Origin of the sequence: Oceaniferula flava (assembly GCF_016811075.1) — a bacterium.
GTDB lineage: Bacteria > Verrucomicrobiota > Verrucomicrobiia > Verrucomicrobiales > Akkermansiaceae > Oceaniferula > Oceaniferula flava.
The window spans coordinates 139,464-152,625 of the sequence record NZ_JAFBGL010000001.1 but is presented as its reverse complement, the minus strand read 5'-3'; the positions used below and the strand labels follow the sequence as shown (position 1 = coordinate 152,625).

Here is a 13,162-nt window from a genome sequence, read left to right as displayed (position 1 = left end):
CATTGGATAAAAAATCCATTTTTCCATTGCCACCCGAAGATCTGCCATTCAATATCACAGCACGATGAAAAAAGCACTTACGATCGCAGCAGCATTAGTCGTCACGGCCTCCGGTGCCATGGCTGACATTCAGGCCCCTCCTGGCTCCACTTACACATCCACCCGTAAGCTTGGCCGCGCCATCAGCAACATTCTCTACGGCTTTATTGAGATCCCTGAGCAGATCGTTCGCAAGAACGAATCCTACGGCCGCAAGGCTGGCTGGTCTTACGGAGCTGTTGACGGTGGTCGCCGCGCATTCAAGCGTCTCGGCTACGGTTTCTACGAGCTGGTGACCTTCCACTGCCCAACTTACCACGGCACATTCAAGCCACCTTACGAGCGTTGTGGTGAAGACCACCGCATCGAAATGAACCCCCATGACGGACTCTCCGAGTTCCCTCCTGTTCTCGGTTCCGAGCACTACTACCACACTCGCTCTCAGCAGTGGTAATTGACCTTAACCAGTCCGCTGGTTAATTCGATCCTTTTCAACCCGCATCTGTCACTGACAGTTGCGGGTTTTTCTATGTCGAGTAAGTTACCCAAGTGGCCGACTCGTCCGCGGTGAAATGTGTCTTGTTCCGTTTTCGTATTGAAAATAGCTCATTCAGGAGACCATGATGCCCACGGGCGCCTTCCAGTTTCCCCCACATTGAGCCAGCCCCCTTCACACACATCCCCCGCCGCCTAGCATGAAACAAAAATACCTTCGATTGGTCCGCAAGGCCTATCGCTATCTGCGGCACCCTCGTATTCGGAGTCGACCATGGCTCGTGGCACTTACCAAACCTCTGTTCGACAGAGCCCTCTGGCGTCCCTGCCGGAGAACAGTGGCCGGCGGCTTATCCATCGGGCTTTTCTGCGCCATGCTACCGATTCCCTTCCAGATGCTGGTGGCAGCCCTCGCCTGCATGCGCTCCCGTGTGAACATCCCCGTGTCCATGGCGGCATGTTGGATCTCGAACCCCTTCACCTATCCGCCGTTGATTCTCTTGCAGATCAAATTTGGCAGCTGGCTCCACGACCACATGAACATCCCGCTGCCCTTCAGCAAGGAAACGCGGATTCCCTTCCCTGGACTTGATATCGTGGGCAGCCCGGCGAATTTCACCGTCGGCTTCATCGCCATGGGCATTATTCTAAGCTTACTGGCCTACCCTCTGGTCTACGGCATTTCGCTCTTTCTCCCCAATCAGGGACGGGCGGTTATTTCTTTGAAGAAGAAGGCTGGAAACGCTTCTCACTCCCCCAGCCCCCACCGTAAGGCGCGCCCAAACGTTGAGCCACGTCGACCATTGGGAAAGTGAAATACTGCTGAGATTTTTCCTCGCTCGCGTTGAGCCGCCTCCACACCAGCCAACCACCGATCGCCAACACGGCGATCACGCCCAAAAGCACGGCCATCATCTTGAGGTTGGCGGCATCGCTCCACTTGGCAGGCGCGATGGCGAAGTAATCGTCCATCCCCTCCTCCACACCAGCAAGAACAGCATTACAGCGGACTGCCGGATCTGAGCTATCCGCCCGTTTGCCCAACGCAGCTCGAATAATGCCATTCATTTCTCGGTCGGGAATCACGCCCGGCTCGCTGTCGCGCTCCAAACCTGTGCCTTGGAAATACGAAGCCGCCACATTTTGCCCGTCCACCGCCGGGTCACGTTGAATCACAATCACCAAACCGCGTTTTTCCTCCTTCAGCCAGGCGCGGTAGAGTTCATCGGCCCGCCCTTGCACCGAACCATCCAAGATATTGTAGTAAACGGCAAAATACACCTGATAACCATGTTTCTGCTGGATGCTTGCCAGCGTGGCCGAGAGTTCGGCGAGCTGCTCAGGCTTTTCACGAAAAACATCAGCCTGATCCAGGACGTGATTCGGAGGCGCTGCTGGCAGCACTTTTTCGGGCGACAAATCAATCTGTGCAACCGCCGGAATGACCAAGCAACAACTAGCCAACAGCATCATCATGCTGAAGAGTCTTGAGACGATTTTGGCGCTCCATGGTTTCACAAGGTTGTCTTTAAACTTTCCTGAAGCATTACTCAAGCGCGTATCTCTGCCGAGCTGCTAGAAAGCCCCCTTCCCATTCGGCGGGGTTCATTTTCTCCAAGGGACGCCCCCACCTATCAGTCAGAGAAATTTACGGATTGTTTCTTGGTAGCGGTTGTAGAGGAAACCCAGCCCTAGCAGCACGAGTCCAAGTGTGATGAAGCTGAGAATACGACCGACGGTTTCCATCCTCAAGACATCAATCAACACCACGTGCGCCACTGCGGCGGCGAGCCAGAACAGACCGATCAGTCGGTAAGGGCGACAGCGCAGCGCCAGCCCCGCGCAGAATAACGCCATCGCCAGCAGAGCCCAACAAATCGCCATGCCAGCCCCATGGAAACTGAGGTGCACATGGAAAGACGCGGCAATCACCAGAGCCCCGATCCCCGCACTCAGCAAGAGAACGCGAAGAGGTTTCCAGGAGACATCATCCTCGCTGCCCAACCAGAGCAGCGCATGGCAGCCAAGGGCGGCACCGATCGGCAAGTATCTCATCCAGTCCTGACCAGGGTGAAGGGTGATGGCTGTGACGCAGGCAATCGCCAAGGGCAGCAATCCCCCAGTCGTGGCAAAAATCACATCCTTCCGCTGCCACGCCCAGAACATCATCCCGAGCCCCAGCATCGTCAGCGCGATGTCCGGTCGATCGAAACCTTGAAAAGCATGCACGCTGGCTGCCACAGTGAGCGCAAACGACAGGCCCATTTTCAGCCAGCCCCGGGCCACCGCGTTCCTGCGCGCATCCACCCATGCCAAATGCGCCAACAGTAAGGCAACCGTCGCCCAGCCGAGCGCCGATTCCCGCGTGCCCACGACAACGAGCAGTAAAATGCTTCCAATGTGCAACAGCAACGGCGGCACACCGAAGCTCCGGCGCTTGGTGAGCTCGGCACCACCGTGACCGACCAGAGCCAACGCGCCACCAAGCAGCAGCCACCATCGACTACTCACCAGTTGCTCGTTGACAGTCATCGTCAGCGACAGCCAAAAGAGACAACTGAACACCCACTCGAACGCCCCATTGTGGACTTCGGCATCGGTCGTCTTGTTCTCGGCAAGATCCGCCCAAGCCTGACTCAGTGCAGGCGCCATCCACCAGAACGAAGCGATTCCGAGGAGCGGAAGCAACGCCCCCGCCACCGGCAGAGAACCGAGCCCATAGAGAAAGCTCCCGACGCCGGCAAAGGCCACGATCACTGACATGGTCGCGAGGTCTGCGATCCATCTTGGTTTTTTCAGCAGGAAAAAAAGACTCATCACTGCTGTCACGGTGAGCCACATGGCATTGATGCCCACAGCGAGGGGTAGACGATCAAACACGCCGAAGCCGAGGATCGCCCAAGTCATCAATGCCGGCAGCAAGGACAGAAGATGGTGTCCCTCTGCCTCTGACGCCCCCTTCGCCAAATCATGGTTCACCATGGCGGTGTAGACCGCACTCACCAGAGCCAGCGCGGCGTAGCTCAGCCATGGCGCGATGGCCCCTCCAGTCACAGCTGGCACAGCGGTCACCAAGGCGCAGAAATACATCAACACCGACAAGACACGTGTCAGTGAACCACCGAAACGACGCGCCCCGGCTAACAGCACACAGGCCTCAACCGCGAACACCAAGAAACGCGTGTAGCCGGTGGCCTCGATCAGGATTCCCAAACTGGCGATGAAGATCCCCTGATAGGCAAAAATCGATGTCAGTGAGCGATGCCAAATTGCCCCTCGCCGCGCGACCACGGCCAGTCCTAGCCACAGGGTTCCCACGCCCAGACTGATCCAGCCGATCTGGGCATGAGGCGTGAAGGACGGAATCAAGAACACGGTCAAAGTCCACGCCGCGCCATTGTTGATCGCGCAGAACATCCGCTGGATTTTTGCCTCCAAAGATTTCGCGGCAGGTAGAGTCAGAGCTACGGTGAAAAGCAGCCAGTAACTCAGCAAATAAGTAATCCGCACCGACTCCTGCGCCTGCTGTGGATAATACCCACCGAGCCAGAATGCATGTGCGATGTAGGCCGCAATCATCGTGCCGATGCCGATGACAATCCACTTGAACCGCAACATCAGCCCGATACCGGCGGCCGACAAAAGCAGCGCGGAAAATAACGAGAGCCATCCGGCGGGATTCACGATGGTGCCGTAGAAGGCGAGACCGATGTCCATCACCGCGACGACTCGCGATCGTTTCCACACCGCGTAAGCCAACATCATCGCCGCCCAGATGGTAAGCAGAAAGCCCACGAGGATCGTGCTATCGATGAGCTTCAGCGAAGGGGTGAAATGTGAGGCATAAATCGTGTAATAGCCGGCCGCCAGGCCACCCGACGCCACCACCCGCCCGTAGTGGAGAAAACGCTTTTTCTTCCTCTCCAGCCACATCCCCAGACTGGTCAGACTTAACGAGATGATCATGAAAAATGCCACCTTGGCTCCTGCTCCGGCATTGAACAGCCAGTTTTTATACGCATAGGTGCTCAGGAAAATCAGCCCCGTGAGCAGTAATAGCACCCCGATCCGAACCAGCCAGATCTTGCCAAAATTCAACTCCCACTCACCGCTGTTGAAGGCTGGTTTTCGGACACTCTTCTGAGCGGATGATGGCTGGGCTAGCGCCGTGGCTTTTAGCGGCGATGGAGTCGCACGCTTCGGCTTTTTGCCGTCGTCTTTCGCACCCTGCAGCGCTGCACTTTTCCGAGGAAGAGGTGGTGGAGCTGGCAGCTTGGGCTGCTTCCTCTCGTCCGCGATCGACTTTTTCAGCTGATCTAGGTTCTTGGCGGATGCTTTTTCCTCCTTCCACAATGCCTCAGACACCTGCCGAATGTCAGCATCCATCCGCTCACTCTCTCTGCCCAGACGCTTCAGCTGAGACTGCATCTCTGCCTGCCGGGTCACCAGCTTGTCCAATCGATCGCGAAAGTCCTGATCCATACGATCAGCCTATCACAATCCCCCGAGCTGAAGCATTGATTATCGCTTCAGGAGCATTGACTCAGTCGATGGTATGCCCCCCCCCTTAGGCCTTCGCCTTTTTCTCCTTAAATTCCTTCCACGCTTCTAACAGCGCGGTGCAGAACAGCAGGACGGCGGCGGTGGTGATGCAGCTGTCAGCCACATTGAAGGCGGGCCAGTGACCGCCGCTTGAGGGCATGATTTTCTCAAAACCCGGGATCTTGAAGTCGAGGAAATCGACCACATAGCCCTGCCCCAGACGCTCCATGAAGCTGGCATCCTTGTAGGGTTCCAGCCAGAAACCTTGGAACAAGCGATCGGTCAGGTTTCCAATAATCCCCGAGATCAGCAAGGGGGGTGCCCACTTTGCCGGACCGGTGAAGGCTCCCTTTTTCCAGAAATAAGTGATCCCCGCGAGGGCGATGACCAGGACAAAAAGAAAGACGACCGGGGCCCAGGTGGTGCCATTGCCAATGCCAAAGGCGACCCCTTGGTTATGGCGTCGGACCAGATTGAAAAAGCCTTCAATCACCGGCCGGGTGTCTTCCGGCACGGCATATTTCTGCCCCTCGATAACTACGAAGGGGAGCTTGAAGTTCATCACCGTCCACCACTTGGTGATCTGATCAAGAATGTAGAGCGGCAGTGAGATCAGCAGCACAAGCCGGATCATTCTCGCTTTGGTCGGAGTGGTGGACATGGTCTCGGGAATCACAATTAAACAACCTCACTACAACGCTGGCACAGGTCGGTGACCAGTGGCTCGTAGCGGCGACAGCGTGGGCACATGCCGTGATCCGTCGCCTTCGCAGTGGCGGTAATTTCCGCTCCGTTTTCGACGGTGAGCTTGGAAAGAATGAAGAACTCGGTGACAAAATCACGGTCATTCAACAGCTCCGCACATGGGTGATCGGCTGGCAGCGTCAGGGTGACATCTGCCTCGTTGTTTTTATTGAAGGCCTTCGCCTGCACCTGCTCTTCGATCGCGGTCTGGATGACAGCGCGGATTTCCAGCAAGGCATTGACTGTTTCGATCGCTTCACCAGGAGCAAACTCGGCATCGACCTCAGGGAAATCCTGCTCGTGCACGCTGCCTTCATTACCAGCATGTTCCCAAGCTTCATCCGCCGTGAAGGCCAGGATGGGAGCCATCAGGCGCACGATGGAATCGAAAACGCGATACATCACCGTCTGGGCAGCCAGGCGACGCGTGGAATCTAGCCCGTCACAATACATGCGGTCCTTGGTGATATCGATATAGAGCGCACTCAGCTCATTGGCACAGAACTGGTTGATCTGATTGAACACCTTGCGGAACTGATAGCTTTCGTAGTCGTTACGGCACTCGGCAATCACTTCGTTCAAGCGCTCCAGCACCCAGCGATCCAACACCGTCATGTCCGCTTTGGACACGGATTGGCTGGCGGGGTCGAAGCCATTGATATTGCCTAACAAAATACGCAAGGTGTTGCGCAGACGGCGATAAGGATCGGCGATTTGCTTGAACAGATCTTCACCGAAGGGAACTTCCGTTTGCCAATCGACCGACGACACCCAGAGGCGCACGATGTCCGCACCATACTTGTTGTAGAAGTGCGCGGCATCGGTAGGTTTCCCCTTGGCCTTGGCGGCGGACTTGGAAATCTTGCCACCATCTTTATCGACCACAAAACCGTGAGTCAGCACGGATTTGTAAGGTGCCTTGTCGCGCACTGCCACGCTGAGCATCAGGCTGCTCTGGAACCAGCCACGGTGCTGATCGGTCGCTTCAAGATAGAGGTCAGCTGGGCAGGAAAGTTCAGGATGACGATCCATCACCGCAACGTGGGAGCTGCCGGAATCGATCCAGACGTCGAGAGTATCGCGGCACTTGGTCGCTCCCTCGGGCAGTCCCAAACGGGCAGCGAGTTCGGCGTCCGAAAGCTCGAACCAGATATTGGTGCCTTCTTCTTCCACCAGGTCCGCGACCTTGCGCGAGATCTCAGCATCGAGAATGACCTCTCCGTCTTTATCGAAGAACACAGGAAGCGGAACTCCCCAGGTGCGCTGACGGGAGATGCACCAGTCGGGCCGAGCCTCGACGGTGCCAAAAATACGGTTCCGGCCCCAGGCAGGAAGCCAGGTGGTCTCATCGATCTCACTGAGCGCTTTCTTACGCAGGTCATCGATGCGGATGAAGAACTGTTCGACGGCGCGGAAAATGATCGGCGTCTTCGATCTCCAGCAGTGCGGGTAGGAGTGAGCGTAGGTTTCCTTGCCTAACAAAGCACCTTTGGCTGCGAGAAGTCGCAGCACGCCGACGTTGCCTTCATTTTTCTCCATCACATGGAGGCCCACCAGTTCAGGCACGCCCACTTCTTCCGTGAAGCGACCATCGTCGTCCACCGGCGAAAGCACGGCTAGGCCGTTTTGCATTCCGACGGAGTAATCGTCCGCACCGTGACCGGGGGCGATGTGCACCGCGCCGGTTCCGGTATCGGTGGTGACGAAGGGAGCCAGAATCACCTTGGAGGTGCGATCCAGGAAGGGATGTTGGGCTTCAAGCCCTTCGAGTTCCGCTCCTTTGATCTCGGCGATTTCCTGCGCAAGGGTCAGGCCGGTTTTCTTCTGAAATTCTTCCAGCAGCTCGCGGACGATGATGATATTCTGGTCTGGGGTGTCTTCCTTGGTGAAGCGTCCGACCACGTAATTGAAGCGCTCGTGCACCGCGATACCGAGGTTAGCCGGAAGCGTCCACGGTGTGGTGGTCCAGATGGCAAAGGAGGTGTCGGCGGGCAGTTTGTCGTTCGCTACCAGATCGAACTTCACGAAGATGGCGATGGATTTTTTATCCTGATACTCAACCTCAGCTTCAGCCAGTGCGGTCTTGGCTCCGTAGGACCACTGCACGGGTTTCTGCGACTGATAGACCAGGCCTTTTTCCACCATGGTGGCGAAGGTGCGGATGATGTCCGACTCGTAAGCCGGGTCCAGAGTGAGGTAGGGGTTTTCCCAATCGCCCAGCACACCGAGGCGTCTGAAGGATGCTTTTTGGGTATCGATCCAGCCGCGGGCAAACTCTTCGCAGCGGCGGCGGATTTCCGCAGGTTCCTCATCGCGGGCGTCCTGCATGACTTTGAATTCGATCGGCAGACCGTGGCAGTCCCAGCCGGGAATGTAGGGAGTCTCGAAGCCAGCCATGGTTTTCGACTTCAGCACCAGATCCTTGAGCACCTTGTTCAGTGCGGTGCCCATGTGGACATCACCATTGGCAAATGGAGGGCCGTCGTGAAGCAGGAAGCGAGGCGAGGAGGAGTCCTTGCGACGCTGTTGAATGCGCTGGTATAGGTTCTCCTGATTCCAACGCTCGAGACGTTTTGGTTCGTTTTTCACGAGATCTCCGCGCATAGGGAAACTCGTTTCAGGAAGGCTCAGGGTGGCCTTGTAATCGGGCTGATTTTTGGACTCGTCCGCACTCATAATCTAAGGCGGCGGACGCTAGACACTTCGGGGCTGGCGGTCAATCGCTTACTTAGTCCGCCTGCTGCGAAAATCTGGATCGCCAGCCTATTCTTCCGATAAACCAAGCGGCATCCAGCCTTCAGGCATCGGGGAAACACCAGGATAGCTAGAGCTACCGGTATTCTTCCGGGTCGAGGCCATGGTCAACACCCCGTCCATCACCACGTCAAAGGCCACAGGTGAACGATCGGTGGCTTTGGCGATGCGATGAATGTGCGACTGGATACGCTGGGCAACTCGCATGGCGCGCTGCTTGTAGGCTTCCTGGTTTTCCTCGCGAATGTGCCAGTGAATGGCGCCGGCGATGGTGGGAGTCTTGCGCGTGGCCATGATCCCATCATCAGAGGACGAGTTCGAGGATCCGGAATGAGAGCCCGCAGAAAGGTCGGTGCTGAGCAAAGTGGTTGGCGCTCCATCGAGCTCCACCAAATCGAGCACCACCTGATCAATTTCATGGGCCACTTCGTCCAGTTGTTTTCTGGCATGGAAGGCAGACTTCTCACCGTTTACTTTGGAAAGAATGACGGGAACTCGCTCGAGGATTTCCAAATACTTCGCGGCAGCAGCATCGGACTTAGCCAGCTCCTCTTCCGAAATGGTCGCTTTGGCCTCTTCGGTTTTGAATTTATTCACCAGCTGATCCACTTGATCACAAGAGCTGATCAACGGCAGCGTGATCGAAATCAGCAACAAGGCGATGGATGATTGAATGGTCATGTCAGGAAGGGAAAAGTTTTATTCGCGAGTCACGCCGGCAGGCAACCAATCGTCCGGCATGCGCTGAATAACCGGCTGGACGGTTCCACTGCTATCGGCAGAACCCGACGAGCCCTCATTAACGAGAGATTGAGCATTGGATCCTTCGGACGAAGCTACGCAGACATCGATTTTCTTCTGCAACTCAGCCTCGGATGGAGCTCCGGAGAATTGCGCGAGTTTTTTGCCGCCTCGATAGAATTGGAAAGTCGGCACAGCTCTGATCTTTTCACGAGTTGCCCAAGCGCGTTCGTCATTGGCATCCACCTTGATAATTCTCACCTGCTCGGCGTTGCTTTCAGCGAGGCGCTCCAGCGTGGGAGCGATGGCTTTGCACGGACCACAGCTGTCGGTGTAGAACTCGACCACTACCAGGCGCGCCTCCTCATTGATGATTTCCAGCCCCTCTTTCTCGTCAACGGAGGCCAAACTGAGACCGCTTTTCTCCTTCACCTGATCCAAGGCACCCATGGCTTTATCCTTGAGATCGACGACTTTATCGCAGGAAGTCACGCTCATCATGGCGCAGGCGATGCTGAGGTTCATCAGCAGCCCCAGTTGGGGACGCTTACTTCCGGCAAAACGCTTCATAAATGTGTAATATCACTCGCCGCTAACAATAGCAAGACGTGAATGCTCGGATAGCGGGAACAACTCGCTTGCCATTAGAAACTAAGACCTACCCCCCGAACGAGCTCTCACTGAGCCGTCTGATGAGGAACCTCGGACGAAAACCTAGCCGACATTTCTCGCTCCGCCAGCGCCCCACTCATCTTTGTTACCCTGATGACTCTGTTTCTATTGTAACTTTGAATGATTAAGTTCACTATCCGTGGCGATGAAAGTTGGCATCATTGCAAACCCTAGGAAATCAGGCGCAGAAAAGACGATTCGGGCGCTTTGCAAGGCCTTGGAAAAAGTCAAAATCACCCCGGTGCTGGAAACCGTGACTGCGGACATCATTCAATCGGATGGAGGCCAAGATGCAGCGACCTTTGCTGATACCTGTGATGTGGTGGCCGTGCTGGGCGGCGACGGCACCATGCTGAATGCCGCCAATCAGCTGGGACCGGCAAACATCCCCGTGGCAGGAATTAACATAGGCACCCTGGGCTTCCTCACCACCTGCACGGACACCGAGTTAGATGTCTTTGCCGATGCTGTGGCTAACAAACGCTACACCTTGATCAAGCGCATGCAGTTGCGCGCTTATGTGCGCTCCGCCGATGGCACCGAGCAAAGCTTTCGGGCGCTCAATGAGATCACCCTGGCACGTGGCCAGACAGGCCGCTTGGTCTCGTTAGACGCCTGGGTAGATGGAGAACTTCTGAACCACTACCGCGCCGATGGTCTCATTGTGGCCACCACCACCGGTTCCACCGCCTACTCGCTCTCCGCCGGAGGCCCCTTGATTGCGCCCAATGCCGATGTTTTTGTGATCACTCCGATTTGCCCTCACAGCCTGAGCAACCGCTCACTAGTGGTATCGGACAGCTCAGTGGTCGAACTCGCTCCCGCAAAAGACGCCGAGTGCCCCATGCTGTTCACCGTGGACGGTCGCGAGGTTGTGGAAATCAATCAAGGCAGCCGGATTTGCGTCGAGCAAGCTGGCCACGCACTCCCCCTTCTTCGGTTGGAAGGTCAGACATTTTACGCCACCCTTCGCCAGAAACTTGGCTGGGGGCAAAATTAGCGCCTTTTTTAAGCCCGAATGCCTGCTCCCCGGGCCTTTGTGATTGCAGGCCGGGCGAATGTTCGCTGAGATTGAGGTATGAGATACGATCCTGCCGATGCCCAACTTTTTGTCCGCAATCGCGCCCGCCTAACCGCCAAACTCAAGGACAACAGCGTCGCCATTTTACACTCCAACGACATCATGCCGACCAATGCGGACGGCACGATGCTCTTGAAGCAAAATACCGACCTCTACTACCTCTGCGGCATTGATCAGGAAGAAAGCGTCCTCCTGCTATTCCCCGATGCGAAGAATAAGAAGGATCGCGAAATCCTCTTCATCCGCGAAACCAACGAGCAGATCGCCATCTGGGAAGGCAACAAATTAAGCAAAGAGCAGGCGTCGGCACTATCGGGCATCGAGAACGTCCAATGGGTCGATCAGTTCGAGCTCTACCTTCACCGCCTCATCCAGCAGTCGGAATATGTCTACCTGAATACTAACGAATACCTGCGCCCGCCGGTGTCGGTGCAAACACGAGACGCCCGTTTTCTCAAACAATGCCAAAGCCACTATCCGCTCCACAAGTATGAGCGACTCTCCCCGCTGATGCGCCAGCTGCGCATTATCAAGGACGCCGAGGAAATCAAGATGCTGCAGCAGGCCTGCGACATCACCGAAGCCGGCTTCCGCCGAATCCTGGGGTTCGTCCAACCCGGTGTGGGTGAGTGGGAAGTCGAGGCTGAATACATGCACGAATTTCTCCGCAGAAAATCCCGAGGTTTCGCCTACAGCCCGATTATTGGCAGCGGCAAGAACGCCTGCGTGCTGCACTATCTGGAAAATCAAGACGTCTGCGAGGATGGCGACCTGCTGCTTATGGATGTCGCCGCCGAGTATGGCAATTGGAATGCCGACATGACCCGGACCATCCCCGTGAACGGCAAGTTCACTGACCGCCAAAGGGCAGTCTACAACGCCGTGCTCCGTGTGCTGCGCAAGGCGAATGAAATCCTGCGTCCCGGTATGCTCCCCACCGAGTATCAAAAGCAAGTCACTTGCTTCATGGAGGAAGAACTGATCCATCTAGGCCTGATCGATGCCGCGGAGGCCGCCAAGCAGGACGCCAGCAGACCTCTGGTGAAAAAGTATTTCATGCACGGCACATCCCATCACCTCGGTCTCGATGTGCACGATATCTGCCCGGTCGAAGAGCCCTTTGCCGTCGGCATGGTGTTCACCATCGAGCCAGGCATCTACATCCGAGAGGAAAATATCGGCGTCCGACTGGAAAATGACGTCGTCATCGAAGAGCATGGCAACGTCGACCTCATGGCCAACATCCCCATCGAAGCCGATGAGATCGAGGCCTTGATGAATGCCTAACATTTTACGCTCCGGCCCAGATGCGCTTCCTGATTTTCTTCCTACTAATCTTTTCTGCCCTGGCCGGGGGCGTGATCTATTTCCTCACCACCCCGTCCTCGCCGCTCTATCTGCAGCGCGCCGAAAGCGAGAAACCAGCCCCCATCCCCGATCCGGAAACCTATGCCGTCACGGTGGAAGAGATTCGGTTTCATCGCGAGAAACTCTCACGGCAATATCAGCAAGCCAGCACCGAGGCTGAACGCAAAGAAGTGCTCGCCAGCGCGCGTTCATTGTTAGAACTCACCATGCCCTCACTGATGCGCTGCTGGCTGGGCACGCCGTGGGATTTTAACGGCACAGCCAGTGCCCCCGGTGGCGGCAAGGTGGCATGTGGTTACTACGTTTCCACCATCATGCGAGACTCTGGATTTGAAGTTCAGCGCATCCGCCTCGCGCAGCAACCGTCGCAGAATATCTTACTTACCTTCCTGCCCCGTAAGAAACTCAGCATCCGGGTCGGCATGGATTACGAGGACTTCATGCAGTCAATGCGCGAGAAGGAACACGGCATCTACATCATCGGACTGGATAAACACGTCGGCTTTCTCGTTCACAACGAACAAGGGCTTCAGTTCCTTCACTCTGGCGGTGTCCTCAGGCGTGTGGTCGATGAAAACCAGGACGATGCCTATTCCATCCAGGCCTCTAACTACCGAGTAGTCGGAAACATCTGTGCCGATGACGCTGTGCTCATCAAGTGGCTACGCAACGAGCCATTCCCCACCCATTTATAACCTGGCGAGATACCAAGGCTTTTAAAACCCG

At 56.2% G+C, this 13,162-nt stretch carries 11 protein-coding genes; 5 read left to right on the top strand and 6 right to left on the bottom strand.

Annotated elements, in window-relative coordinates:
• The first annotated feature begins 64 nt into the window (after window positions 1–64).
• On the top strand, window positions 65–493 hold the full coding sequence (locus tag JO972_RS00690; RefSeq protein WP_309488063.1) for an exosortase system-associated protein, TIGR04073 family: 429 nt from the start codon (window positions 65–67) through the stop codon (window positions 491–493).
• Between the two features lie 241 nt (window positions 494–734).
• Complete coding sequence (locus JO972_RS00685) at window positions 735–1,349, top strand: DUF2062 domain-containing protein (RefSeq protein WP_309488062.1); 615 nt, start codon at window positions 735–737, stop codon at window positions 1,347–1,349.
• Here JO972_RS00685 and JO972_RS00680 read toward each other — a convergent pair.
• The 6 genes from JO972_RS00680 to JO972_RS00655 all read right to left on the bottom strand — a co-directional run bounded on the left by JO972_RS00680 (window position 1,249) and on the right by JO972_RS00655 (window position 9,885).
• The gene (locus JO972_RS00680; protein WP_309488061.1) at window positions 1,249–2,052 is read right to left on the bottom strand and encodes a TPM domain-containing protein; all 804 of its coding nucleotides are present in this window, start codon (window positions 2,050–2,052) and stop codon (window positions 1,249–1,251) included. The two genes, JO972_RS00685 and JO972_RS00680, sit on opposite strands and share 101 nt — an antisense overlap.
• 120 nt (window positions 2,053–2,172) lie before the next feature.
• On the bottom strand, window positions 2,173–5,016 hold the full coding sequence (locus JO972_RS00675) for a DUF2339 domain-containing protein (protein WP_309488060.1): 2,844 nt from the start codon (window positions 5,014–5,016) through the stop codon (window positions 2,173–2,175).
• A gap of 85 nt (window positions 5,017–5,101) precedes the next feature.
• Window positions 5,102–5,737 (bottom strand): signal peptidase II, encoded by a 636-nt coding sequence (locus JO972_RS00670; RefSeq protein WP_309488059.1) that lies wholly within the window; start codon window positions 5,735–5,737, stop codon window positions 5,102–5,104.
• A gap of 17 nt (window positions 5,738–5,754) precedes the next feature.
• Window positions 5,755–8,496 carry an isoleucine--tRNA ligase gene (gene ileS / locus JO972_RS00665; protein ID WP_309488058.1) on the bottom strand — a complete coding sequence of 914 codons (2,742 nt, stop codon included), beginning with the start codon at window positions 8,494–8,496 and terminating at the stop codon, window positions 5,755–5,757.
• An 87-nt stretch (window positions 8,497–8,583) separates the two neighbouring features.
• Entirely contained in the window at window positions 8,584–9,255 is a 672-nt protein-coding gene (locus JO972_RS00660; RefSeq protein ID WP_309488057.1) for a hypothetical protein, read from the bottom strand.
• An 18-nt stretch (window positions 9,256–9,273) separates the two neighbouring features.
• On the bottom strand, window positions 9,274–9,885 hold the full coding sequence (locus JO972_RS00655; RefSeq protein WP_309488056.1) for a thioredoxin family protein: 612 nt from the start codon (window positions 9,883–9,885) through the stop codon (window positions 9,274–9,276).
• A 247-nt stretch (window positions 9,886–10,132) separates the two neighbouring features.
• Here JO972_RS00655 and JO972_RS00650 point away from each other — a divergent pair, with 247 nt between their 5' ends.
• The 3 genes from JO972_RS00650 to JO972_RS00640 all read left to right on the top strand — a co-directional run bounded on the left by JO972_RS00650 (window position 10,133) and on the right by JO972_RS00640 (window position 13,131).
• The gene (locus JO972_RS00650; RefSeq protein ID WP_309488055.1) at window positions 10,133–10,987 is read left to right on the top strand and encodes an NAD(+)/NADH kinase; all 855 of its coding nucleotides are present in this window, start codon (window positions 10,133–10,135) and stop codon (window positions 10,985–10,987) included.
• A gap of 78 nt (window positions 10,988–11,065) precedes the next feature.
• The gene (locus JO972_RS00645; RefSeq protein WP_309488054.1) at window positions 11,066–12,355 is read left to right on the top strand and encodes an aminopeptidase P N-terminal domain-containing protein; all 1,290 of its coding nucleotides are present in this window, start codon (window positions 11,066–11,068) and stop codon (window positions 12,353–12,355) included.
• A gap of 20 nt (window positions 12,356–12,375) precedes the next feature.
• Window positions 12,376–13,131, top strand: coding sequence for a hypothetical protein (locus tag JO972_RS00640; RefSeq protein WP_309488053.1), 756 nt, complete (start codon window positions 12,376–12,378; stop codon window positions 13,129–13,131).
• Window positions 13,132–13,162: the final 31 nt, after the last annotated feature.